Annotated in this window: 24 protein-coding genes; 18 read left to right on the top strand and 6 right to left on the bottom strand. The window is 34.6% G+C overall.

The genetic code is table 11. The annotated features are described in order from the left end of the window. Positions 1-31: 31 nt before the first annotated feature. On the top strand, positions 32-421 hold the full coding sequence (locus LT143_RS12250; protein ID WP_246943362.1) for a VOC family protein: 390 nt from the start codon (positions 32-34) through the stop codon (positions 419-421). Positions 422-549: 128 nt separating this feature from the next. Beyond that, positions 550-2,445, top strand: coding sequence for a SpoIID/LytB domain-containing protein (locus LT143_RS12245; RefSeq protein ID WP_246943360.1), 1,896 nt, complete (start codon positions 550-552; stop codon positions 2,443-2,445). 153 nt (positions 2,446-2,598) lie between these two features. On the opposite strand, the gene LT143_RS12240 is transcribed toward LT143_RS12245, so the two are convergent. After that, a complete protein-coding gene (locus tag LT143_RS12240; protein WP_246943358.1) occupies positions 2,599-2,817 on the bottom strand; it encodes a hypothetical protein in 219 nt (72 codons plus the stop codon). A 415-nt stretch (positions 2,818-3,232) separates the two neighbouring features. Between LT143_RS12240 and LT143_RS12235 the strand changes: the two genes are divergently transcribed. The 3 genes from LT143_RS12235 (at position 3,233) to LT143_RS12225 (ending at position 7,017) form a co-directional block, all read left to right on the top strand. Further along, positions 3,233-4,927: a M3 family oligoendopeptidase gene (locus LT143_RS12235; protein ID WP_246943356.1), complete on the top strand. Its 1,695-nt coding sequence runs from the start codon at positions 3,233-3,235 to the stop codon at positions 4,925-4,927. A gap of 328 nt (positions 4,928-5,255) precedes the next feature. Further along, entirely contained in the window at positions 5,256-6,116 is an 861-nt protein-coding gene (locus LT143_RS12230; protein ID WP_246943355.1) for a hypothetical protein, read from the top strand. After that, entirely contained in the window at positions 6,085-7,017 is a 933-nt protein-coding gene (locus LT143_RS12225) for a D-2-hydroxyacid dehydrogenase (RefSeq protein WP_246943354.1), read from the top strand. The genes LT143_RS12230 and LT143_RS12225 overlap by 32 nt, the downstream gene beginning before the upstream one ends. A 13-nt stretch (positions 7,018-7,030) precedes the next feature. Here LT143_RS12225 and LT143_RS12220 read toward each other — a convergent pair whose 3' ends face one another. Continuing rightward, positions 7,031-7,891 carry a VanW family protein gene (locus LT143_RS12220; protein ID WP_246943353.1) on the bottom strand — a complete coding sequence of 287 codons (861 nt, stop codon included), beginning with the start codon at positions 7,889-7,891 and terminating at the stop codon, positions 7,031-7,033. 277 nt (positions 7,892-8,168) lie between these two features. On the opposite strand from LT143_RS12220, the gene LT143_RS12215 reads away from it, so the two are divergent. The 5 genes from LT143_RS12215 (at position 8,169) to LT143_RS12195 (ending at position 12,085) form a co-directional block, all read left to right on the top strand. Continuing rightward, positions 8,169-8,993, top strand: coding sequence for an aldo/keto reductase (locus LT143_RS12215; protein WP_246943352.1), 825 nt, complete (start codon positions 8,169-8,171; stop codon positions 8,991-8,993). A gap of 142 nt (positions 8,994-9,135) precedes the next feature. Beyond that, complete coding sequence (locus tag LT143_RS12210; RefSeq protein WP_246943351.1) at positions 9,136-9,669, top strand: GNAT family N-acetyltransferase; 534 nt, start codon at positions 9,136-9,138, stop codon at positions 9,667-9,669. A gap of 69 nt (positions 9,670-9,738) precedes the next feature. After that, on the top strand, positions 9,739-10,614 hold the full coding sequence (locus LT143_RS12205; protein ID WP_246943350.1) for a proline iminopeptidase-family hydrolase: 876 nt from the start codon (positions 9,739-9,741) through the stop codon (positions 10,612-10,614). 167 nt (positions 10,615-10,781) lie between these two features. Then, entirely contained in the window at positions 10,782-11,318 is a 537-nt protein-coding gene (locus LT143_RS12200) for a DinB family protein (RefSeq protein WP_246943349.1), read from the top strand. Further along, positions 11,315-12,085 (top strand): class I SAM-dependent methyltransferase, encoded by a 771-nt coding sequence (locus LT143_RS12195; protein WP_246943348.1) that lies wholly within the window; start codon positions 11,315-11,317, stop codon positions 12,083-12,085. The genes LT143_RS12200 and LT143_RS12195 overlap by 4 nt, the downstream gene beginning before the upstream one ends. Before the next feature lie 52 nt (positions 12,086-12,137). On the opposite strand, the gene LT143_RS12190 is transcribed toward LT143_RS12195, so the two are convergent. Beyond that, the gene (locus tag LT143_RS12190) at positions 12,138-12,626 is read right to left on the bottom strand and encodes a GNAT family N-acetyltransferase (RefSeq protein WP_246943347.1); all 489 of its coding nucleotides are present in this window, start codon (positions 12,624-12,626) and stop codon (positions 12,138-12,140) included. Positions 12,627-12,804: 178 nt separating this feature from the next. After that, a complete protein-coding gene (locus tag LT143_RS12185; RefSeq protein WP_246943346.1) occupies positions 12,805-13,464 on the bottom strand; it encodes an HAD family hydrolase in 660 nt (219 codons plus the stop codon). Positions 13,465-13,569: 105 nt separating this feature from the next. Between LT143_RS12185 and LT143_RS12180 the strand changes: the two genes are divergently transcribed. Then, a complete protein-coding gene (locus LT143_RS12180; RefSeq protein WP_246943345.1) occupies positions 13,570-14,109 on the top strand; it encodes a flavoprotein in 540 nt (179 codons plus the stop codon). 326 nt (positions 14,110-14,435) lie between these two features. Here the strand turns inward: LT143_RS12180 and LT143_RS12175 are convergent, their stop codons facing one another. Further along, positions 14,436-15,026, bottom strand: a complete 591-nt coding sequence (locus tag LT143_RS12175; protein ID WP_246943344.1) for a guanylate kinase — start codon at positions 15,024-15,026, stop codon at positions 14,436-14,438. Positions 15,027-15,346: 320 nt separating this feature from the next. Between LT143_RS12175 and LT143_RS12170 the strand changes: the two genes are divergently transcribed. From LT143_RS12170 to LT143_RS12140, 7 genes are all read left to right on the top strand, one after another. Then, positions 15,347-16,915 carry a LysM peptidoglycan-binding domain-containing protein gene (locus tag LT143_RS12170; RefSeq protein WP_246943343.1) on the top strand — a complete coding sequence of 523 codons (1,569 nt, stop codon included), beginning with the start codon at positions 15,347-15,349 and terminating at the stop codon, positions 16,913-16,915. A gap of 129 nt (positions 16,916-17,044) precedes the next feature. Then, entirely contained in the window at positions 17,045-18,628 is a 1,584-nt protein-coding gene (locus LT143_RS12165) for a M2 family metallopeptidase (RefSeq protein WP_246943342.1), read from the top strand. Positions 18,629-18,870: 242 nt separating this feature from the next. Further along, on the top strand, positions 18,871-20,352 hold the full coding sequence (locus tag LT143_RS12160; RefSeq protein ID WP_336296606.1) for a glycoside hydrolase family 32 protein: 1,482 nt from the start codon (positions 18,871-18,873) through the stop codon (positions 20,350-20,352). A 198-nt stretch (positions 20,353-20,550) separates the two neighbouring features. Continuing rightward, positions 20,551-22,164: a beta-N-acetylhexosaminidase gene (gene nagZ, locus LT143_RS12155; RefSeq protein ID WP_246943340.1), complete on the top strand. Its 1,614-nt coding sequence runs from the start codon at positions 20,551-20,553 to the stop codon at positions 22,162-22,164. A 137-nt stretch (positions 22,165-22,301) separates the two neighbouring features. Further along, positions 22,302-22,544, top strand: coding sequence for a glutaredoxin family protein (locus LT143_RS12150; protein WP_246943339.1), 243 nt, complete (start codon positions 22,302-22,304; stop codon positions 22,542-22,544). Between the two features lie 311 nt (positions 22,545-22,855). After that, entirely contained in the window at positions 22,856-24,529 is a 1,674-nt protein-coding gene (locus LT143_RS12145; protein ID WP_246943338.1) for a glutamine--tRNA ligase/YqeY domain fusion protein, read from the top strand. Positions 24,530-24,708: 179 nt separating this feature from the next. Continuing rightward, positions 24,709-25,245, top strand: coding sequence for a 1,2-dihydroxy-3-keto-5-methylthiopentene dioxygenase (locus LT143_RS12140; RefSeq protein ID WP_246943336.1), 537 nt, complete (start codon positions 24,709-24,711; stop codon positions 25,243-25,245). A gap of 147 nt (positions 25,246-25,392) precedes the next feature. On the opposite strand, the gene LT143_RS12135 is transcribed toward LT143_RS12140, so the two are convergent. Then, positions 25,393-26,079, bottom strand: a complete 687-nt coding sequence (locus LT143_RS12135; protein WP_246943334.1) for a cell wall hydrolase — start codon at positions 26,077-26,079, stop codon at positions 25,393-25,395. Between the last annotated feature and the right edge of the window lie 301 nt (positions 26,080-26,380).

Genomic DNA, 26,380 nt, shown 5'->3' with positions numbered 1-26,380 from the left:
TGTTTATATTTGGTGAAAGGAACCATATACAATGAAAAGCGCAAATCCATATGTTTTTATTGAAGATTGTCAAGCTGCATTGGAATATTATCAGTATATCTTAGGTGGTGAAATAAAAAATATTCAATTGGCAGATGAAATGGAAATGTTTAAAGGTCATGAGGGGAAAGTACTTCATGCTGAACTGCACTTAGGAAATAGTATTATTCATTTTTCTGACCTATTTGCTCCTGTCCAAAAAGGAAATCAGATCAGAATAAGTCTTGAATGTGACAGTGAAGAGGAAATAAAGTCTGTATATCAAAAACTTATCACAGACGGTCAAATTTTAATAGAACTGAAAGAAACATTTTGGGGAGCTTTACATGCAAATATAACAGATAAATTTGGTATAAGTTGGCTTTTAAATTTTCAAAAATAATTTAAAACGCTTATCTGCGAACATTAAACAAATAAATACCATTTTGGTAGAAAAATAGAGATTGCTCTGTCGCGTTTTCTAAAGTAAAATACCTCTAAGTATATGAAACTAGCAGGGTGGATGAAGCGATGAAAAGAGTAATTTCTATTTTTTTAGTTTTCCTAATTTTTTTTAGTAGCTTATCAGAAATTCTAACAACAGCATCTACTCTTTCAACGGAGCCAACAGTTCAAGTTAAATTAGTAAATTATCTTGGTAACCAAACACAAATTTCAGTAAAAACAATAGGTGATTATGTAATTGATTCATCTAATGGGCTCAAATTAGAAAGTGGAACACCATACGTACTACGAATTGAACATGGGAAGATGGCAATAATGGAAGGAGTAAATAAAATCTACGAATCTACTGAGATTTCGCTTAATCCAGTGCAGTATTCAAATAACCTTCTAATAAATAATAGATCCTATCATGGATCGTTTCGATTTATTATAGAAAATGGGTATGTCCGTCCCATTAATACTTTGTTTATCGAGGATTATTTAAAGGGTGTTGTACCCCATGAAATGTATAATAGTTGGCCGCGTGAAGCACTAAAAGTACAAGCTGTTGCTGCACGAACGTATGCCATGAACAGCGTTAATAAGGTTATAAATGATACCATTAGCTATCAGGTTTATGGAGGTTACTACTGGTATAACAATTCTAGTGCTGCTGTTGATGAGACAATAGGAGAAATATTAACTTTTAATAACGTCCCGATTGGTACTGCAGCGGTCTACTCTGCTTCTAATGGAGGAATGAGCGAATCAAATAGCAATGCATGGGGAAATGCTCCACTTTCTTATCTTCCAATTCAAGAAGATCCATTTGATTCTAAATCACCTTGGAGTCTATCTATAAGGAAACAACAAATAAATACAACAAATCTTAATCTGAATCAAATTGAGTGGTGGGGACAAATAAGCGAAGAGAATCCCACTATATCCACCTCTATAAAAAAATGGTTAAACCAAAATGGTTATCCTGGGAAAGAACTTAAAATTATAGCAATCCCTAAATTATCTCTTCATACGGTTCGTTCTGGGGGGAGAGTTTCAAGGGGAGATATAACGATTGAATTTTTTGTAAAAGATAAATTTAATGCCGAAGGAAATTTAGAATTACAACGACTCGTTCTCACAAATAAAACAGCATCTACCATTCGATCTATTGTTGGTTTAAGTGTCATGCCAAGCTATCTTATCTCCAATCAATTAGAAACAGATGAATTCATTACCATTTCAGGATATGGAAATGGTCATGGAGTAGGTATGAGTCAATGGGGGGCTAAAAATAGAGCCGATGCAGGTCAAACCTATCAATCTATTTTAGCTTTTTATTATCCCGGTACAGTTAAAGTTAAAAATTATGTTCTTGCCAATCGAGAGTCTATGTCACAGCCCGTCGTAAACCAGCCAGTGGACCAATCTCCTCCACCAGAACAGGAAAAGGTGAATCCACCTACGGCTCAACCGGTTGAACCAATAAAACCAGTTGCTCCACCTGTTCCAGTGATAAAACCCGAAATTTTGAAGCTATCGGTTACGACGAACTACAATACAAATCATGCAACAATCTCTTATTATGTAAATAAAGAGGTGAAAGTTACCTCGAAAGTAATGGACACAAAAGGAAAAGTAGTAGCTACCATTCAGTCGAATCAAGCAATTACTAGGGGAATACAAAATAGAAATTGGAGTTTCTCTAAATTAGGAAATGGAACGTATACGGTGATTGTCCAAGCAGTAGATGGAGCTAACAATCAATATTCGGCGAAAACAAATGTTCATATTAAAAAATATCGAACGGGTACTGTAACGGCTTCTAGTCTAGTTGTTCGATCATCGGCTTCAACAAAAGGAAAGCGCGTAGGAGCTCTAAAAAGAAACCAAAAGGTAACAATTGTTTCAACTTCTGGTGATTGGTATAAAATCCAATTTGGTAAATCATACGGCTTTGTAAGTAAGCGATATATCAAATAATCTCTACTTTTACTTTTTACCCTTTTGCTATAGTCATTCTAGGCCTTTATAATGTAGAAGAATACTAGAGAGTAATGAACTAGATGATACAATCAATATTAAAATAAGAAGAACTGATCACTATAGATCAGTTCTTCTTATTTTATCTTCCTATTAACGTTTCTTCTTCTTGGAATCAATTTCCATTTGTTTGTTCTTTAGAATTGGGTCTAGACTAACTTCTACATAAATTTTTGTATCATCAACTTTTGTGACACTAGTCACCTTACCTTTTCTTCCCTTAATCGTTAATGCTTCACCCTCAGCTGGTATAAGCTTACGAGCTTGATTTAATAATAGATTCCTATTCTCAAAAAAATGAACATTAAACATAGATTCTCACCTTTTTCTTTTAAGTTCTGCTACAGAGCAATCTGTACCTTGATATAAAATATTTAATAATAGTGAGAAATAGACCAAGATAAACTTAAAATTATTGTGAACTATAGTAAAATTTTATGGTTAGGAAATTATAAACTAAATCACTTGTGGATAACTTTGACTTGTATATTTCAATCTAGCTCCAGCACCCAGCCCCTCGAGGTCAAATAACCCTTTGACAAATAAAAGGAAAACACACCTTTTCTTTGTCAAAGGAACATTTGCTTGTCGGGGCTAACCGGGGCGCTTGCGCTTTTTGTTATATTTCGTTGAACGAAATTACTTCTGTAAAAAAGAAGGAGTTTTCGAAATATTTGTCTAATTTAGTAGAGAGAAAATTTAAAAATGGAGAAAAAGGAGATTTATCATGCAGTTTAACGACTATCATTACAGTAGACCAGACTTAGAAAAAATAGAAGCAAGTTTCACTTCTTTACTAGAGAAATTTAAAGCTGCAGAATCCTTCGAGGTTCAAGATACAGTAATGTCTGAAATAAATGAATTGCGTTCAGAATTCGATTCTATGAGTACACTAGTTCAAATTCGTCATACAATTAATACTGTTGACGAATTTTATAAAGTAGAGAAGGACTTCTTTAATGAAGTTGGTCCAGCTTATAAAGGGTTAATTACCCAATATTATAAAGCACTGACAGAATCAAATTTTCGCCCTCAATTAGAAGAGAAGTGGGGGAAGCAACTATTCTTATTAGCTGATAGTGAGCTGAAGACATTTTCACCTGAGGTGTTAAAGGACCTTCAAGAAGAAAATAAATTAACTAGTGATTATGTTTCTTTACTTGCGGCAGCTAAAATTCAATTTGATGGAGAAGAGAAAAATCTTTCTCAGCTCGTTCCATATCAACAATCAGAAAATCGTACGGTTCGAAAAGAATCTAACGAAGCAAAATATCAGTTTTTTGTCGAGAATGCTAAAAAATTAGATGAACTATATGATCAACTTGTAAAAGTAAGAACAAGAATTGCCAAGAAACTAGGGTTTTCCTCATTTACTGAGTTAGCATATGCTCGTCTAAGTCGCACAGATTATAATGCTGAGATGGTAGCTAAATTTCGTGACCAAGTAAAAGAATACATTGTTCCCCTTGCCTCCAAATTAAAGCAAAAGCAAAAAGAGCGTATAGGTGTAGATACATTTAGATACTATGATAATAGTTTTAGCTTTAAGACAGGTAACCCTGATCCAAAAGGTGATGCCGAGTGGATTGTTGAGCAAGCAAAGAAAATGTATGAAGAAATGTCTCCAGAAACAAATGATTTTTATACTTTTATGTTAGATAACAACTTAATGGATTTATTGAGTAAGTCTGGTAAGGCGGGAGGTGGATACTGTACTTATATTAGTAAGTATCAATCACCATATATCTTTGCTAATTTTAATGGAACAAATGGGGATGTTCGTGTTTTAAAACATGAAGTAGGACATGCTTTCCAAGTATATGAAAGCCGTGGCTTCCAAGTTCCTGAGTATGGGTTCCCAACCTTAGAAGCCTGTGAAATTCACTCCATGAGTATGGAATTTTTTGCTTGGCCATGGATGGAGCTTTTCTTTAAGGAAGATACAGAGAAGTATAAGTTCTCACATTTAAGTGAGGCCGTATTATTTATTCCTTATGGAGTAGCAGTTGATGAATTTCAACATTTTGTGTATGCAAACCCGGAAATTACTCCACAAGAGCGTAAGCAAGCTTGGCGAGAAATTGAGAAGAAGTATTTACCACATCTTAATTATGAAGGCAATGACTTCTTAGAAGACGGTGGTTTTTGGCAGCAGCAGGGCCATATCTACAGAGTGCCATTCTACTATATTGATTATACACTTGCACAAATTTGCGCACTTCAATTCTGGAAGAGAAATCAAGAAAACCCTGAGAATGCTTGGCAGGATTATTTACATTTGTGTAAACAGGGAGGAAGCAAATCCTTTACTGAACTTGTAAAAGAAGCTAACTTAAACTCACCGTTTGAAGACGGATGCGTTAAATCTGTAATTGATGAAATAGAAGTTTACCTTGATTCTATTGATGACAAAGCACTATAAAACAATTATCTAAAGATTAAGTAAAACTGTACTTACCATACAAAAAGTTTTTAATAAAACATTTTAAAAAGAAGTAGTACTGGCTATAACAGATAGTCAGAAGACTACTTCTTTTATATTGGATCTTCTAATAAATGTTACAATCGTAAAAATCCCAAATGCGTTAGAGAAAGCTTAACAACAGATAAAGTAGGCTAAAAAGCAACAAAATTTTAGAAAAATGTCAGTAGGATGAACGTAAGAATGGATGAAAAATGACATTGACTTTAAGTGGAGTTACTATTGTTATAATGTAGAAATAGTTCAATAGCTAGAAAGGAAGGAAATGTTGATACCCAACATCTTTTATTTAGTACTAGATAGTATTTTCGAATTATTTTACTTTTTGGGTGTAATTATTGCTGTTGGATTTCTTATTGCGTTCATTGAAAAATATATTCACACGTATTTATTTCGTGCTTTTGGAAGAAGAGGAATCCTTATCACTGCATGGATAGGTACACCCATTCATGAGATTGGACATCTAATACAATGCTTGCTTTGGGGACATCGTGTAACTTGTGTCAAACTTTTAATGATTAATGAACCAAATGCAGTCTTGGGATTCGTTGAACATCAATATAATCGTAATAGCTTGTATCAGCAAATTGGCAACTTCTTTATAGGAATTGGTCCAGTCCTTAGTGGAATTGGAACTCTTATACTTGGGATGTATGTATTGATTCCAAATTCTTATGGCTCGTTTATTTTCTATGTTCAACAGATAGAGTCTTTTAATTATTTTAGTGTAGAAGGGTTGTTAACAGTGGGGAGTGTAGTATCTCAATTACTAAAGGTTCTTTTTACCATTGAGAATTTATTAAACCCGCTATTCTGGATCTATACATTTATAGGTATTTGTATCAGTTCACATATTGCTCTAAGCAAACAGGATTTAAAAGGTTCACTTCGTGGAGTGTTTGCACTTTTTATCTTTTATTTTATTATTAAACTTGTTGGTATAATTATAGACGTTTCTACTAGATCAATTGTACAAATTTTTACAGAGATTAATGCATTTTTACTTATTTATTCCGTAATTGGAATTATATTTTCTCTGATTGCACTATTCATCAGCTATTGTCTGTATTTCTTTAATTATAGGAGAGGGATTTACTATGGACATAAAAAATATCCTTATAGCAGGTAGATATGAAGAAGAATTTAATAGACAAGGTGCAAATCAATACCCCTATCATTTCTTATTTAAAAAACTTGAAGATATTAATGAAGAAGACCTAAATTGGGCTGATGTATATGTTGGCTCTAAACCTTGTTCCGGCATGAATATTTCAACGTTAAAATGGGTTCACTCTTTTAATGCAGGTGTAAATAATTTCTTAGAAATAAGTGGATGGTTGGATCAAGATATACTTCTTACAAGAACCATCTGTACGTTTGGAAAAAGAATAAGTGAGTATTGTCTCAGTTATGTGTTAAAAGATTTACAATACCATCAAGAATTTCAGGAAAAACAAAGGGAGAAGAAATGGCAGCCGAAAACACCTAAAATGGTAAAGGATCAAACGGTTGTCATCTATGGTACAGGTGAGATAGGACTAGAATTAGCTAAAACATTTACTTTCTTTGGAGCTACTGTATTTGGTGTGTCCAGAAGTGGGAATGACAAACCATATTTCAAAAAAGTTGTCGATCTATCACAATCTCATACTATTAAGGAAAAGGCGAACTATATTATCAGTACACTACCACTCACTATAGAAACAAATAATTTCTTTAACAGTGCATTTTTTTGTGATTTACATGATACTGTTTTTTTAAATGTAGGGAGAGGTTTAACTGTTAATGAATCAGCCCTTATTAACGCTTTAGATAACGGAAATGTACGACACGCTGTACTTGATGTCGTGAATGTTGAGCCACTTTCTGAGCATTCAAAACTTTGGAGTAGGCCTGAAGTGATTATTACTCCCCATATATCTGCAGTAACAGAGATAGATGAGGCAGTTTCGTGTTTTTTTGATACTTTAAACAAAATAGAAAAAGAAGAAGTATTAGATAATAAGGTTGATTTAGTAAAGGGTTACTAGAACACAGCGATGGTCATTTTTTTACATTAACCACTTCAGAGGAGTAAATACGAATATTGACCTGACCTCGCTGCGCTTTTGCACGAATTAAAATCGGTTGATTCAAGTTATTCTTAAAGGTAAAGTCCGGTCCATACCAACTGACGGTTGCATCTCTTCCTGGAGGTACATAAGGAACTCGACGACTGTGGGAATACCGTTCCATAATTTTAACCCCTACGCGGTCAACCGCGTTATAGAGGGTTGAAGATACTTGACAAATTCCACCACCAACACCGTCGTATAATTCACCTTTTATGATAATAGGGGCAGATAGATAACCTTTTTCAACGGTCCTCTTTCCAACAGATTGGTTAAACGAAAACACTTCACCCTGAAAAACAACTTGGTTATTAATAGCCTCAGTGGCGAGATAGATATTATGAGATCGTTCGGATTTACTTTGATTATAATAGGTGACGTAACTACCTATTAGCTTTACGTGGAGGTCAGCTAATAGCTCACTACTCACTCTTGGATAAACTGTCATGGTTGGAACTTCAAGTGTCGATGAATGATGATTAATAAAATAGGAATATAACTCATTTGTAAGTCTATCTCGGTCTACCATGATGCCAACTACACCTGAGACAATTTCATTTTGATCATTTATATAGGCACTAATAGGTTCAGTATTAATTTGTTGTTCAAGTTTATCAAGGAGTTCGGCTACCATTGACTCCTTTATAATTGGTACGTCTGTCAGTGAAGAAGTAAAGGCATCGTGGTTGATGGTTGCAATGGGCACACTTTTATATGTTAATTCTAGATCATCATATTCTTGGTGTTGGATCGTTGTAGTTATTAGAAACATGCACATAATTAAGTTCTTCATAAGCATTCCTCCTACTACTCCTAGTATTCCCATTTCACTTTGAAAATGTAAGAAGAAGGCAACTATGTGTTCTTCAAGCTTGACGTTTTGTTTTCAAACGTGCTAACTTCTTATTATATAAGAATTTCGTTTGACGAAATAAATGGCAAAATACAAAATATAACACTGTAGATTGTAGTAAACTAGTAGAATACCATAAAGTTAGCGGGTATAAATATGGATTTTCTTATCTAACATAGATGTATAAATCAAATCAATCGTAAAGGGGAAAAAATAAATGAACTTTGTAACTTTAAACAATGGAGTCAAAATGCCTCAGCTTGGATTTGGAGTTTGGCAAGTTACAGATGAAGAAGCGACTACAGCGGTTGCTAAAGCGATTGAAGTGGGCTACAGATCCATTGATACAGCAATGATTTATAAAAATGAAAAAGGTGTCGGAGAAGCTATTAAGAATTCTTCTGTGCCACGTGAAGACTTATTTATTACCACGAAAGTATGGAATAGTGATCAAGGGTACGAAAATACATTACGTGCTTTTGACGAAAGTCTAGAAAGATTAGGACTTGACTATGTGGACCTTTATTTGGTGCATTGGCCAACTCCGCAGTTTGATGAATATGTAGATACATATAAGGCATTAGAAAAACTTTATCATGATGGAAAAGTTAAAGCTATTGGAGTTTGTAATTTTGAAATAGAGCATTTAGAACGTCTGCTTAAAGAGTGTGAAGTAGTTCCAGTATTAAACCAAATCGAATGTCATCCTTACCTTTCGCAGAAAGAACTAAAAGAATATTGTGCAAGTCATAATATTTTTGTTGAAGCTTGGAGTCCACTAGAACAAGGTGGAGAAGTTTTACAAAATGAAGAGATAAAACTAATGGCCAATGCTCATAAAAAATCTCCTGCACAAGTCATTCTTCGTTGGCATATACAAAATAACACGATTGTTATACCAAAGTCGGTTACACCATCAAGAATTGAAGAAAACTTTAATGTGTTTGATTTTGAATTATCTGGTGATGAAATGGCACAAATAGATAATCTTAATAAAAATAGACGTCGTGGAAAACACCCGAATGAGATGAATTTCAGATAAGAAACTGAGCACCTATTATGTCTCTAAAATGGCATAACGGGTGTTTTTTCTATTTACTTAATTTTCGAATATTAAAAATATACGTTATAATTATCATAAGCACTTATCACTATTTAATAAAATGAGAGAGAAGGGAATTGTATTGAAATTAACATTCGAAGTAATTGGTGAGAGCCAGATTGAATACTGTAAGGATTTATGCAATGAATTAATGTCTTTTCAAAAATCAAGAGCATACATAACCCCCAACTTGTTTGATAACATGAACTTTGAAACAAGGATGATTCCTTCTGTTCAAAATGCTACTCATAATTATATTGTAATTGTCAAGGATGAAGATAAGCCAGTAGCTTATGTTTATTCCAACATATCACCTAAAGAAGTATATTCAAGCCCCTTTGCTACTTTTTTTGATCTAAATTCAGTTGAAGGAACCCATGTTGGCTGCTTGTCTCAATTCTATATTAAAGAAGAATACAGAAATTACGGGATTGGGTCAAAGTTATTTAACATGTCCATGGATTGGCTAAAGCAATATGAAGAGGTCGAAGATTATTTTATTTATGTATCAAATGGAAATGATGCGGCCTTAAATTTCTATTTAAGTAAAGGGTTTACAAAGAGTCATGATATCCTAGATGGCTTTATTACGGTCTTACGTAGTAAAAGATTGTAAATTTATACAAGGTAAAGCAAGAGGTATTTTTTCTTCCTACCATATATACAACTAAAGGAGAAATAGTTTATGAGTGAAGTAGAGGGATTTATAGATGTAATAGGTGGTAAGGTATGGTATCAAATTCATAACCACAAATCAGAAAACACACCAGTAATAGTTTTACATGGTGGTCCTGGATCTTCTCATTATTCCATGCAAGGGTTACGCACACTTTCTGAAGAACGTCCAGTTATTTTCTATGATCAACTAGGGTGCGGTAAATCTGAACGTCCAAATGATGCTTCATTATGGAAAATTGAACGGTTTGTGGAGGAATTACGACAAGTCGTAGAAACCCTTGCTCTCAAAGAGTTTCATATCCTCGGTCATTCATGGGGAACAACATTAGCGGCTGCCTATTACTTTACTAATCCTAATGGAGTGAAGAGTATTATTTTTTCTAGTCCATGCTTAAGTGCTCCAAGATGGGCGAGAGATCAAGAACGCAACAGAGAGTTACTCCCGGAAGATGTACAAGTGATACTAAAAAGATGTGAAGACAATGGAGCAACAGATTCTGAAGAATACAAAGAGGCAACGAAAATATTTAATCAGCATTTCGTATTAAGATTAGACCCTGTACCTCTATTTTTAAAAGAAGGGAAACAATATCAAAATCCTGAAGTCTATCATACGATGTGGGGACCTTCAGAATTTTATGTAACTGGTAATTTAAAAGACTTTGACTGTACATCACAATTAGAAACAATTACGATACCAACTCTATTCACATGTGGTCGTTACGATGAAGCTACACCAACTTCAACTAAATTTTTTAATTCAATTACACCCGGTAGTGAATTTCACGTTTTTGAAGAAAGTGCGCATTTGCCATATGTAGAAGAACCAGAGGAGTTCGAGAAGGTAATGAAGAAGTTTCTAAGTAATGTAGATAAAAACTAGGGAATTACGAATCAGGCCAATTAGTGGTCTGTTTTTTTTATGTATAAGCTTTGCTTACATAGGTATTATAACAAACTATATTATACCATATTTAACCAATTTGTATAAGTCTTTTTCTTTTCTATTTAACTGTTAGTCTAGGATTATATTGGTATGGAGGTAAGCTCATGATTGATTATAATATTAGACAAAAAGAAGGCTTCTCAAGCAAGATTGGAGACTTAGTCTCTATGCTAGAGCATACAAGGGAAGTAACATTAAGTGAACTGCAAAATCTTACTATAACTGAATTAGACTTTTTACCTGACCAAACTGCAAATCCTATTGGTGCCCTTTTAATGCATATTGCTTCCGTTGAGTTTGTATATCAACGAATTTCATTTGAATCGCGGGACATTAATGACAAAGAACGTGAGCAATGGATCATTGCGTTAGAGCTTGGAGAAAAGGCAAGGAGTATGTTTAATAATAAGCCGTTACAATACTATGTTTCTGTTTTAAATAATCTAAGAGAGAAAACTATATCTGAACTAAAATTAAAGAACGATACATGGTTATATGAGGAAAAAACATGGGGTTATAACAATTATTGGATCTGGTATCACGTAATGGAAGATGAAATAAGTCATCGTGGTCAAATTAGAACAATTAAGCGTCAACTAAGACAATACACAAGCAATAATTCTGAAGGGATACATTTATGAATCATTTAGAGAATTTTGCAGAATATCATAACCCAACACTGTACGATCTAGAAAATAATAGTTACTTGCAAGATGTAAAATTTTTATTAGAGTATGCTTCTAAAGTAAATGGAAAAATCATTGATTTGGCATGCGGGACTGGCAGAGCAACCATTCCTTTAGCTAAGGGAGGCTACCAAATGATTGGAGTTGACCTTCATAGTGGGATGTTGAACGAAGCTAAAAACAAATCAGAAAGTCTAGATCTACAAATTGAATGGATTCAACAAGATTGCTTAAAATTAAATCTTAATGTTAAAAGTAATCTAATTTTTTGTGTTGGTAATTCATTTCAGCATTTTATGACCAATGAAGAACAGGATCAGTTCCTTACCTCTGTAAACAATCATCTAAATTATGATGGAACTTTTATTTTTGGAACAAGGTATCCAACTATAGAAGAACAATTTTGCTCATCTGAAGAAGAGTATTGGAAAACTTATACGGATAGCGAAAAACAGCATGTGATTGATGTGTATCTGACTAGTACTTATGATTCACTTCATCAAATTCAACATAATACAACTATTAGACGAATAAAAAACGAACGGAAAGAACTAATAGGAGAACTAAAAACGAACATAAAACTGCGCTATGTGTTTCCAAAAGAAATGGAGAGGCTATTACTTAAGAATGGGTTCGTTGTCGAAAATGCTTATAAAGATTGGGATGGAAGCCCATTGGATAAGGACAGTAAACAAATGATATATGTGTGCAGGAAGAGATAGAAAAACCAGTATTTTGCTCTAAGCAAGATACTGGTTTTTCTCGAATAAAAGATCAAATGTTAAAAGTTTGGATAAGACAATTCTCACTATCTACTTCTTGACTTATTTCATTATATTCTATAGATAGCTGGCCATAAACTTTTTTCCAAAATTGTACAGCTGCTTTATTAACTGCAAGCTCTATCACAAAATAGCTACCTGAATGATTACTAAAAACCTCTTTTAGAGCAGGGATTCCATAACCCTTTCCTCTATATTTATTCAATATAAAGATATCATTTATGGCGAAATCAAATTCCTTCTTCAAGAATGGTCGTTTAAGTAACGTAATAAATCCAATTAACGTATCACCATCTTTAATAAAATAAGGTTCAACACCTTGTCCGGTCCAAAATAGATGATGAGAATCAAACACGAAATCACCCTTTTGAGAAATGTTTAGTTCATTCGTAAAAGCCGAAAGATCATGCAAATAGAGAGAATACAAATTTTGAAGTATAACCTCATTGTTTTTTGATACAGGTTCTAGTAGAATCTTCATAAATTACTTCCTTTATATATATTTATTTGTTATTTATGTAGTAACATGTACTTTTCTATGAAATATATCCATAAGTCTATAGAATATTAACTTACTAGTTTTCAATCGTTAGATAGAAGAACGAACAGCAGAACCCAACTCTGCTGTTCTTTTCGTTAGGTTATTATGATAGTAATTGTCATGTAGCAAAAATAACCCAATTATTCTGCTCTGCTATTTTAACCATGTTTTCCTTAGGATTTACTACAATAGGATGTGTGACATACTGTAATAATGGTATATCACTTTCACTGTCGGCATAGGCCCAAATCTCGTTAGATTGCTGTTCTTGATGGTCAAGCCATTTCTTCAAACCTTCTACCTTCATGTCTCCGTTCATAATTGTGCCTATTTCCCCTGAGCAACGACCTAATGAATTATAAAGTAATTCAGTACTAATTATATGAACATCTAATTTCTGATCTTTTACAAACGCTTTTAAAAAAGGTTTTAATGCTCCTGAAATTACAATAATTGTATCCCCATTGTTTTTGTGTTCACGAATTTTAGTTACGAGTTCATCATTAATTTCGTTTTTTCCAATTTTCACTAACTCATTAAAAAACGCCTCTAACTCTTCACGTTCCATATCTTTAAATGTTCTAGCAAATGCTTTGAAAAATTCGTGCTTAAAGACTGTTTTTCCTTTTATAAGCCCTAAAGCAAGAGCTCTCGCAACTCCTTTATAAACGGTAAGCCATTGTTTAGCCGTGTATCTTTTTTTTCCCACTTTAAACATTGCTTTAAAGGAATTGCCTTGATAAAGAGTACCGTCAAAGTCCACTGTTACAATTGCCAAAACATCCCACTTCCTTTTTTAGGTAATTATAGGACAGAATACTTTGAAAGTAAACCCAAATTGAGTATGATAATATTTGGAGTGTAAGGAAAAGGGGGAGCAAACATGTCAAAACCGAAGAATATATTATTGGGACTTACAGGAGCCATTAGTGTTTCCAATATTTTTCCCTATATTAGTACTATACAAAGTTATTTTGGCTGCAGAATGCACATTATGATGACTGATGCTGCTCAGAAGTTTATACCTGCGAGTACACTTATACATTCGATTGATGGGCATGTATTCGTTGACTTATCAGAAAAGGGACCATTTAAAATGCCTCATGTCGAACTAACTCATTGGGCGGATGCTATCGTTATTTTACCTGCATCGGCTAATACATTAGCTAAGACAGCGCAAGGATTTTCTCAAGACATTGTATCAGCCACTATACTTGCTTCTAATTGTCCAGTAATCTTCTTTCCAAGTATGTACATAGGTATGTGGCAAAAGAAAAGTGTCCAACGAAACATAGAACTTTTACGTGAGGACGAATATCTTATTTATAATGGGCAGTTAGGGCAGGAACAGAGCAATGTAGGAGGTGCACTTCCTACACCAGTTGAAGCGTGCCGTTTTATCAACAAGGCTGTTTTCGTATAGATTGTTGCTTTGTGTAAAAATACCATAAGCCGGATTTTTACCATAGTATCTAGATCCTTCTATACATAAAGAGAGTTGCTCTTTTCTGATTCTACCTCGATTTGCTTCTAAAACTGGTTATATACTCAGAATAATTGTACTAAAAGCTACAAAGTTTCAGAAAAGAGCCTTAAACAATTACATATTATTATGTTTAAAACGCTTTAATGAACTAAAAGAGAGAGAGCAAAAACGCTCTCTCTTCTTTTTAATTTTTCTAATATTCGTTTCCTTTTAAAACAAAAAAAACCGAAGTGAACCAATCTTTATACGAAAACAGCATTTAATTAATAATCTGTTACAGTTAGATTTCTCTCCAAGTAGGTTTCAACAACCTCACTAATCTGGAAAGAGACTTGAGGCAAGTCATAGTTCTCAAAAGCATGTTCACACTTACTCTTGTAAGCCATTGTTTGATCATAGTACGCCATATGCTGTTGAATGGCTTCTTCATCATCCCCACGTTCTTTTTGACGTTGAATAACCGTATCACGATCAGCGGAAATAAAGAATCGAACAACACGGTCCCCATATAAATTCTTAAGTAGTTGAGCTCCTTCAATATTAACAGTGAAGTATACAACTTTATGTTTGCTAAAAATATTTTTTATATCTATTTCACGTATTCCATAATAAGTTCCATTAATGTTAACGCTCTCGATGAATTCGTCCTGCTGCTTCATTTGGAGGAACGTTTCTTCTTTAATAAAATGATAGTCCTTACCATTGACTTCAAAGGGGCGTGGTGCACGTGTAGTAAATGAGGGGACAGTTTCCATATCAAACGCTGTAGAAACCATTTTCGCTAGTGTTTTCCGTCCTGATCCATCTGGGCCTGTGTAGATAAATAACATCTCTTTTTCTTTTAATTCGTACATATATTCCTCCTATTAAATATTTTTTGATAATTACGTCAATTATCATACCATAATTTGGTCGATAAGTCTTGTCTAACTTTTAGGCTCTTTTCTAAAACTTTGTTATTTTTTAAACAATTTTTCAAATAAATTAACCTCTCTATTTAAAGCACTGACCGCTGTACTATCTAGTAAAAATCTAGCTTTTGGGATTTTTACGAAGCAACAATAAATACGAAAAGAGCCAACTTTTAAGACCTTGTTGCTTTCTATGCAAATAATCCTAAATTTACTATGAAATTCTCAAAATAGGGAAAAGTAAGGTTTAGGAGGTAGAATGAATGGAAGTATTTACTCATTACAAGATAAATGAAACAGAGCATGGAATAGAAGTCATTATATATATGAACGAATTAATGTATGAAATAGCAAATGAGCTTGGGCATCCGTCTGTTGACGACAATATTAATATTGAAGATGAAGCAGTTGGTTATGTGAAACGACGGTTACCCACTTTAAAAGTATCTACGGTTAAAGTAATGGTTGGAGCAATTTTACTTTCAACAATTGGATTAGGTACGTTTGCTTCCAAAGGTGTTCAGGCATCAACGGTTGAAACCACAACACAAGCTACAGATCCAAAGATAAGCCATAAAGTTAAGAGAGGAGACACACTCTCTGGAATTTCTAAGAAGTATGGAGTCTCAGTGGAAGCTTTAAAACGAATTAATCAATTGACTTCCGACATTATTAAGATTGGTCAAGTTTTAACTATTCCATCTGGCTTAAACATGACAGACAATGTCTCAACAACAGTTACAAACACGTATCAAGTTGTAAGAGGAGACACTTTATCAGGAATAGCAAAAAAGAATGGAATAACAGTAGAAGCGGTCAAACAGGCTAACCAATTAACTAGTGATTTTCTTCGTATAGGTCAAACATTGGTCATTCCAATCGGGACAAGCATGAAAAGCGATGTGACTCAAACAGGAGCAAACACCTATCAAGTCGCATCAGGAGACACTTTATCGGGAATTGCAAAAAAGAATGGATTAACAGTAGAAAGACTCAAACAGGCAAATCAATTAAGTAGTGACTTCATTCGAATTGGTCAAACACTAGTCATTCCAGATGGGACAAGCCTGAACAACGATGTTTCTCTAACAGAAACAAACAGCTATCGTGTCGTATCTGGAGATACATTATCGGGAATAGCCAAAAGGAAGGGCTTAACAGTAGAAGCAATCAAACAGGCAAATCAATTAAGTAGTGACTTCTTACGAATAGGTCAAACATTAGTCATACCAGATGGGACAAGTATGACAAACGATGTTTCTCCAACAGAAACAAACAGCTATCGAGTTGTATTTGGAGATACATTATCGGGAATAGCCAAAAGGAATGGTGTAACAGTAGAAGAAATTAAACAGGTAAATCAATTAACTAATGATTTCTTGCGAGTCGGCCAAACACTAGTGATACCTACAGGCGATAATATTAAAACTGCTAATTCTATAGAATCGGTTGGTTCAGAAATCAATCAAGAAGATCTTCAATGGCTAGCAAAAATGATCTATAGTGAAGCAAGAGGTGAAACGGTTGAGGGACAGATAGCTGTTGGTGCTGTCATTTTAAATAGGGTAAAGAGTTCTTTGTTTCCTAATACTGTAAAAGAAGTGTTGTTTCAGTATAACAATGGATATTACCAATTCACTCCTGCTCAAACTGGTGCATTGAACCATGCTACACCGACACAGCAAAATATAGATGCGGCGTTAAGGGCTTTATCCGGCGAAGATCCAACGAAAGGTTCATTATACTTTTATAATCCCAAAAAAACAAACAGTCAATGGCTTAAAAGTCGTACTGTATCAACGGTTATAGGAGATCATACGTTTGCTTATTAGTGGGTGTAGAGTAATACTCGCACCTTTTTGTTGTAATCTATCAATCAGTATTTACTTTGATAACCGAAATAAATTTGATAAAATAATAGAGTCATAATTTATATATGTATTTCAAATGGAGGAGAGATCATGAGCATAGAGCAATTTCTGCAGGAACAAAATGAAAAAATGAAATCATTACATATTAATAGAGCCGAAACATCTTGGATGGCTGCTACAACAGGGGAAGATGAATGGAATAAGAAAACTGCTCAAGCCCAAACAGACATGAATGTTTACTTCTCCAATAAAGAGCTGTTTGAGAAGGTACAGCAATTACTTCACACAGAAATTGATCATTCATTAAACATGCGTGAATTAGAATCATTATATGCCAATATGGTCCGAAACCAATTGCCAGAAGAAGAACTAAAGGAAATGGTGAATCTATCAACAGAGCTTGTAAGTGTATTTAATACGTTCCGTGCAACATTAGACGAGAAGGAAGTTTCCGAAAATGACATACGTGAAATCCTAATAAAAAGTAATGATCTTAACTTAAGGGAAAGAGCATGGCACGCAAGTAAGCAAATTGGAAAGAAAGTTGAAGAAAAACTACTAACACTCATTCGCAAACGAAACGAAACAGCACGACAATTAGGTTATGAGGATTACCACCAAATGAGTTTTGAATTACAAGAATTAGATCGTGAGTTTGTGTTTCATACATTTAGAGAATTAAAAGAACTTTCTGATGAACCATTTTATCAACTTAAAAGAGAAATGGATACTGAATTGGCAGAACGCTTTGGTATTACGTTAGAAGAATTACGACCATGGCATTATGCGGATCCATTTTTCCAAGAAGCACCACCTTCAAAAGAATTAGAATTAGATCCATTTTACCGAGGTAAAAACCTTGAAGAATTAACAGCTGCAACATTCTCTAGCATGGGAATGGATATTTCAGATATGCTGGCTAAAAGTGATCTTTATCCACGAGCAAAGAAAAATCAACATGCTTTTTGTACAGACATTAACCGCGAAGGAGATGTCCGTGTTCTATGTAATAATACTGAATCAGATTACTGGTCGGCCACGATGCTGCATGAATTCGGCCACGCTGTGTATTTTAAGTATATTGATCAAAGCTTACCGTTTAGTTTACGACGACCAGCTCATACACTAACAACTGAAGCGATTGCCATGCTTTATGGACGAATGGCAAAAGACCCAACATGGATGAATCGATTCTTAGGTGTTGAACAAGAAAAGGTGAATGAATTAAAACCAGTAATTGAACTTTCACTTCGAAGACAAATGCTTATTTCTGCTCGGTGGATTATGACGTTTGCCTTCTTTGAGCGTGAATTGTACCGTAACCCAGACCAAGATCTTAATACGCTATGGTGGAAAATAGTGAAGGATGTACAATTTGTGAATCCACCTGAAGAACAAAATTACCCACATTGGGCAGCAAAAATTCACTTTACACTTGTTCCTGTATACTATCAGAATTATCTATTAGGGGAATTAACGACTTCACAACTACAAAGATATATAGAAAAGAATGTTTCTACCGATTTCTTTACTCCAGAAGTTGGTGAATTTTTACTTACTGAATTCTTCAAACCAGGTGCAAGGGACCATTGGAATACGAAGATTGAAAAAGCAACAGGAGAAAAATTAAATCCGCTGCATTTTGTAGACCAGTTTGTAAATGTCACACGTTAAACTTAAAGTCTAGACTTAATAAGCGAATCAAATTGATTCGCTTATTAGTTTATCAGGTATTCATATGCAAACCTTTACATTAAAAGGAAGAATTGATGTAAACTAATCAAATACAAGAGCTTTGTTGAGTTTCTTTAAGAATGCTCCATGTTCTCGACACTCTATGAGATAGTAAAAATTCCACCTTTACGATAAGCCGTACTCTATACGAACAGCAATTAAATATGAAGGGAAGTTTTTTGGTGAAACATCAAGAAGTTTTAAAACAAGCACAAGATAAAATAGATGAACTGAAAGAGACTGTAAGTAACAGTCATTGGTATCCGAAATACCACATTGCCCCTCAAGTTGGATGGATGAATGACCCAAATGGATTTAGTTATTTCGCTGGAGAGTATCATGTGTTTTTTCAACACCATCCATTTTCTCCACATTGGGGCCCAATGTACTGGGGGCATGCCAAAAGTAAGAATTTAGCTACATGGGAACACCTTCCTATCGCTTTGGCACCTAGTGAAGAATATGATAAAGATGGCTGTTTTTCAGGCAGTGCTGTTGAAATTGATAACAAGTTATATTTATTTTATACAGGAAATGTTTGGACAGGCGAGGATCGTGACCATGATTTGAAGCAAGTTCAATGTGTAGCAATAAGCGAAGATGGTGTGCACTTCGAAAAAGATGAGAAGAACCCAGTGATAACAAGCGCACCAGAAGGAGACATTCATCCATTTCATTTCAGAGATCCTAAAGTTTGGAAAAAAGATGAAACTTACTATATGGTACTAGGCTCAAAGACGAAAGAAAACAGGGGCCAAATATTATTATATCGTTCGAAGGATTTATATGAGTGGGAGTTTATGAATATAGCAGCAACTGGTGAGGGGAACTTTGGCTTTATGTGGGAATGTCCAGATATTTTTCATCTTGATGGACATGATATTCTACTTATGTCCCCACAAGGGATGAAGCCAGAGGAACATAAATACCATAACCTTCATCAATCTGGGTATTGTATCGGTCATTTTGATTACGAAACTGGTATTTATCAACACGGTCCATTCGAGATGTTAGATTACGGTTTTGATGTATATGCTCCGCAATCGACCATTGATGATCAAGGTAGAAGGATAGTAATAGCTTGGATGAATATGTGGGAAAGCGACATGCCAGAACAACAACATGAATGGGCTGGTTCGTTAACCCTACCACGAATTGTCACGATGGAAAATGGAGAATTGCGATCCCGTCCCGTGCCAGAGTTAGAACTATTAAGAGAAGAAGAAATAAAATACGAAAACATTAAAGTAGCTGGACAAAAGGAACTAGATGGGATCAAAGGTAGTTGTATTGAACTTAAATTATCTATTGATATGATGGATTCATCAATGTTTAGTATAAAACTTCGAACTAATCCAGAATCTGGCGAAGAAACCGTCCTTAGTTATGATTCGTCTACCAATCTTTTTACGTTTAACCGTGATAAATCAGGTGCTGGACCTAGAGGCGTTCGTCATGTACCAATTTCGTTAAATAATAATAAGCTCCATCTCCAAATTTTTCTTGATCAGTCGTCGGTTGAAGTATTTATTAACGATGGTGAAAAAGTAATGACAGGAAGAATTTATCCTGATGAAAAGTCCACAGGTGTTCAGTTCATCAGTGAAGGGGATGTCACTCTTGACATGGTTGAAAAATGGAACATCTCTAAATCGATAAGATAACAGTTTAGATAGCACACAATAGTTGAGCCAATAAAACCGGTTCAACTTTTTTTATTGGAACACAGGTGAAAAAGTATGTATTTGATTTAAAAAAGTCCAATATACAAATAATCAATAATAGTAACATATAACTTAAGTAATATTAGATGAGGAGAAATTCCAATCGAACTTGTAATAATTTTGTGAAGGGGGGATGTTATGACAGACTTGACGTTAAGACAAAAAGTTGCTCAGTTAATGGTGATCGGATTTCAAGGTTATCATTCTACAAATTGTCTAGAAATTAAAAGGCTTATTAGAGATGATCATATAGGTGGTCTTATTTTATTCGGAAGGAATATAGGTACACCAGAACAAGTGTTGGAGTTAACAACCTCATTACAAATTCATGCTAAGGAAAGTGAACATCAACTTCCTCTCTTGATTAGCATTGACCAAGAAAATGGCATTGTCAGAAGGTTAGGAAAAGGGACAACCATGTTTCCTGGCTCCATGTTGTTAGGTGCCACAAATGATGAGAAACTTACATACGAGATTGGAAAAGCAACTGCAAGAGAATTGAAGGCTCTTGGAATTAACTGGAACCTAGCGCCGGTTGTTGATATTAATAATAATCCTGACAATCCCGTAATTGGTGTTAGGTCGTTTGGTGAAACTGCTGAACATGTTAGTAGATTCTCAATGGCATCAATGAAGGGAATGCAAGCAGGTGGTGTTATTACGACACTCAAGCATTTTCCAGGGCATGGCGATACACATGTCGATTCTCATTTAGAACTCCCTGTTATACCTCATTCTCTACAATCACTTGAGAAGCTTGAATTAATACCTTTTAAGGATTGTATAAAGCAAGGTGCAGATACAATTATGACCGCACATGTTTATTTTCCTGCGCTTGAGAGAGATGAAAAACTTCCCGCCACCATGTCAAAGAGGGTCATTACAGGATTATTAAGACAACAGCTTGAATTCAATGGTGTCGTAATAACCGATTGTATGGAGATGAAAGCCATTATTGATACGGTTGGGGCTCCCACTGGAGCTATAGAAGCTATAAAAGCGGGAACTGATATGATAATGATCTCACATGACCCCACCTTACAAGTTGAAACGATTGATGCTGTTGTCGCCGCGGTAAAATCGGGGGAGATACCAGAAGAACGATTAGAAGAAGCTTATAATCGTGTGAAAAATTTAAAAGAAAAGTATTTATCTTGGAGTAACATACAATTAAATATAGAAACACTTGTTGTTCCGGAAATAGTTGGATGTGAGAAACATCAACAACTTGCCGAGCAAGCATTTAGAAAAGGGGTTACAATTGTTAAAAACGAAGGAAAGATTATTCCAATTAATGCTAGTGAAAACCACAAAGTTATGGTTATACATCCAACGACCTCTTATTTAACTTTAGTAGAGGAAAAAGGGTACTCTAGCAATGAATTAGGAAGTATTGTTCAAACTGTCCATCCAAGTGCCAAAATCTATCCAACTTCACAAGACCCAACAAAGGAAGAAATAAGCAAAATTATTCACCAAGCTAAATTTTGTGATACATTAATTGTTGGTACATTATCCGCCCGTCAGTCAGAAGGACAACAAGCATTATTAAATCGCCTTGTAGAAATAGGAAAACCAATGATTGTAGTCGGTATGAGGAATCCTTATGATTTTGCTATTATACCCAATGTGGCAGCGTTTGTTACTACTTACGAGTTCACTGTAGATGCGCTACAAATGGCAGTAAAAGCAATATATGGGAGAGAAACTGTAACAGGAAAGTTGCCAATTACGATTACAGGTAATTCTTAAAAATGAGGAGAACTTAAATATTACAATTAGACCACCGTTATCAGGTGGTCTTTACATACATGAGTATCAGAAGCGAAAAAAGGACTGTAAAATATTAGAGTATGCTAAAGGCTGGAATAATTATTAGGAGATGTAAAATGAAGAATCAAGTGATTGTTTACTCAAGTAATGATTGTATAGAGTGTATCTATGTGAAAAAAACACTTGAAGATTATGGGATTCCTTTTGAAGTGAGAAACGTTAGTGAAAACGAAGACTATCGCAAAGAAGTTCAGAAGTATGGCTTCCTAGGTGTACCAGTAACCGTAGTAGAAGGAAGAGCAATTAAAGGACTTAATCATGAACTACTAGAACTTTTGGAAGATCTTAAGTCAAAATAATAATTAGGCTCTTTTCTTAAAACTCTGTTGCTTTTCCAGCTAATCTCTATAAAGAACTACCTTTTTTATAACGTAATACCGAAGTGATAATTGTTAGAAGTATAAAAAAAGCTGAGTTATAGAAATAAAAGTGATGGAAAGTAACACAAGTTTCGAAAAGGACAATTAATAAAACAGCCAAAAGTAAAGAATTATAGTGGCTTTTTCTTAGGAACGCTATATTTCCCCCATATACTTATGGTAAAATATTGACTATTGCATAACTTGAGGAAATTGGCAATACATACAAGATGAAGAAAGGTTGAGAAAGAATGGAACATAATTCTTCCAATTTTATACGAAACATTATTATGAAAGACTTGGAATCCGGTAAAAGAAACCACGTGATTACCCGATTCCCACCAGAACCAAACGGTTATCTACATATCGGTCATGCAAAGTCAATCGTAATCAATTTTGATTTAGCAGATGAGTTCAACGGTAAAACAAATCTGCGTTTTGATGATACAAACCCTTTAAAAGAAGATGTTGAATATGTTAATGCCATTAAGGAAGACGTCAAGTGGCTTGGTTATGACTGGGACGGATTGTATTTTGCTTCTAATTATTTCCAAGAGATGTACGAGAAAGCAGTCCTTCTTATTAATAAAGGGAAAGCATATGTTGATGACTTATCAGCAGATGAAATTCGTGAATATCGCGGTACTTTAAAGGAACCTGGAAAGGAAAGTCCTTATCGTAATCGTTCTGTTGAAGAAAATCTAGACTTATTTGAGCGTATGCGCAATGGTGAGTTTGGTAATGGTGAAAAAGTGTTAAGAGCCAAGATTGATATGAGTTCTCCAAATATTAACCTGCGTGACCCTGTTATTTATCGTATATCTCATGCTTCACATCATAATACTGGTGAACAATGGTGTATCTACCCAATGTATGCTTTTGCTCATCCATTAGAAGATGCCATTGAGGATGTTACTCACTCTATTTGCACGACTGAGTTTGAAGATCAGCGTCCACTTTATAACTGGGTGGTAGAAGAATGTGAAATGGCAAGTACGCCACAACAAATTGAATTCGGCCGCCTAAATATTACGAATGCTGTTATGAGTAAGCGAAAGTTAAAACAACTAGTTGATGAAGGTATGGTAGATGGATGGGATGATCCACGCATGCCAACAATATCTGGATTAAGAAGAAGAGGGTATACTCCAGAAGCCATCCGTGAATTCGTGAGAGAAACTGGTGTTTCAAAAGGATCAGGATTTGTAGATTCTCAAATGCTTGATCACTTTGTACGTGAGGATTTAAAACTAAAGGCACCTCGAACAATGGGTGTACTTCGCCCTTTAAAAGTAGTTATCACAAACTACCCAGAGGGACAAGTTGAAATGCTAGATGCGGAAATTAATCCAGAGAATCCTGAAATGGGAATCAGACAAATTCCTTTTTCTAGAGAGATTTATATTGAGCAGGATGATTTCATGGAAGACCCTCCAAAGAAATATTTCCGACTATTCCCTGGTAATGAAGTTCGTTTAAAACATGCTTACTTTATTAAATGTGAAGATGTAATTAAAGACGAAAATGGAAATGTAGTAGAAATACATTGTACGTACGACCCAGAAACAAAGAGTGGCTCAGGCTTTACTGGTCGTAAAGTAAAAGGTACACTGCACTGGGTTGAAGCCTCACAAGCTGTGCCTGCAGAGTTCCGTTTATATGAGCCATTACTTTTAAATGATGAGCCAGAAGAAAACGATGAAACGGTAGAAACAGGAAAAGAAAAAACATTCTTAGACCAAATTAATCCCAATTCACTTGAGATTATAGACGGATTTGTAGAACCTAACTTAAAAGACATTGAACCTCAAACGAAGCTTCAATTCTTTAGACATGGTTACTTTAATGTTGATCCTAAACACACAACTAAGGAAAAACTTGTATTTAATCTAATTGTTTCACTAAAGAGTTCGTTTAAGTTATAAATAAAATATGGGATCGTTCTTCAGTTTTTTTACAGTAGAACGGTCCTTATTTATTTTCCTTCTTTTTTTCTTGGAAAAACGAAAAAAATTCATTGGTAAAAAATCTCTTAATTTCTATATTAATTACTGATAATATAAAAATTATAAATTATTCTTACAATATTAGGGAGGATATTAATATGGCAATCATTAAAGTTAGAAACAGTGGGAATGTTGTTGAAGGGCATGAGGAGGTATCTAATTTTCTAGAAAATCAAGGCGTTCTTTATGAACATTGGGATATGGATAAATTACCTGGTCACTTAAAAGAAAAATTTTCATTAAGTGACGAAGAAAAAAATGAAATATTAGCTACATATAAAAATGAAATTGAAGAATTGGCTGAAAGAAGAGGCTATAAGGCGTGGGATGTTGTCGCATTATCTGATGAAACACCTAACTTAGAAGAATTACTAAAAAAGTTTGAACAAGTACATACACACACAGAAGACGAAGTTCGTGCCATTACAGCTGGGCATGGAATCTTTATCGTTAAAGGAAATGAAGAGACAGGATATTTTGATATTGAATTGGAACCAGGTGATGTTATTTCTGTTCCAGAAGGTAATCCGCATTTCTTTACACTAATGGAAGACCGTCAAGTAGTTGCGGTGCGACTATTTATCGAAACAGAAGGCTGGGTCGCACATCCTTATCAAGAATCTGTTAGTAAATAGGTGCTTAGTCTAGGTCCTATTACATAAACAAAAGGAAGCAACTGTTCTTCCATGCGAAGAAAAGTTGCTTCCTTTATTATGTTGGAAACCGTAAATCTATAATGATTCTTTTACTTATATATCTAATAATAAATATGTCTTGAGGGTTTAATTTTTAAACACATGATTACCTATGACGACTGTGGTCTGTCGAGAATCTAACCATCGACTTGTTGCTATAGTTGGGTTATAAAAGAATAGGGAATTTTGGGTGATATGTCTCATATCAGACAGAGCAGCATAAACCGCTCGTATGGATTCTTTATCAGCTGGTCTATTTATCTTACCGTTAGCAACAGGTTGGAATTGACCTCTCTGGTAAATGACACCTTTTATCGTATTTGGGAACTTAGGGCTCTCTAGACGATTTAAAACAACTGTAGCAACTGCAACTTTCCCTTCAAAAGGTTCACCTTGAGCTTCAGCTCGTACAATTCTAGCTAATAAATCAATCTCATAATCTGATAGGCTTATCTTATTTGTGGATTCAATTTTAGTGGATTCTTCCTTTGATTTCTGTTCAGACGGGGCGTTCTTTTCCAATCTTGTATCTCTCGTAGATACCTTGTTTTCATCCATTTTACTAGTATCAATTTCTGTATGAATAACTTGTCCGACATAAATCAGATCAAGGTCTTTTATTTGTGGGTTAGCCTCCGCTAATTCTTCTAAAGATACATTATGTTCTCTTGCGATTTTAGACATTGTATCTCCTTTTTCAACAGTATAAGCAAATACAGAATCGGCCATAAAAAGTGTAGCTATAAATGTTAAGGCAAATATTAGTTTTTTCACAATACATTCCTCCTAGTGGATTTAGTTATTGGGAAACTCTTTATCTATCTTCATCCTATGAAGGGTTGTACAAAAATATGATTACAGCTTGATTACATAGAAGTTACACGCTGTAAAGGATATTTATGGAAAATAGGATAGACTATGATTTAAATGAAATCCTCTGTAAGCATTAATTAACGTAAATAAAGTGCTCAGTTATTAGAGAAAAGGACCAAACCTCCTATTTTTTTCTGATTTTACTCGTTAAATATTCCCAATCCACCTTACTTAAGACTCGTTTTCGACATTTTCACCCAAT

The sequence above is a fragment of the Bacillus pinisoli genome, from assembly GCF_023036475.1.
GTDB lineage: Bacteria > Bacillota > Bacilli > Bacillales > SA4 > Bacillus_BS > Bacillus_BS pinisoli.
Note: the sequence above shows the minus strand (reverse complement) of the source record. Positions and strands in the feature narration are given on the sequence as shown.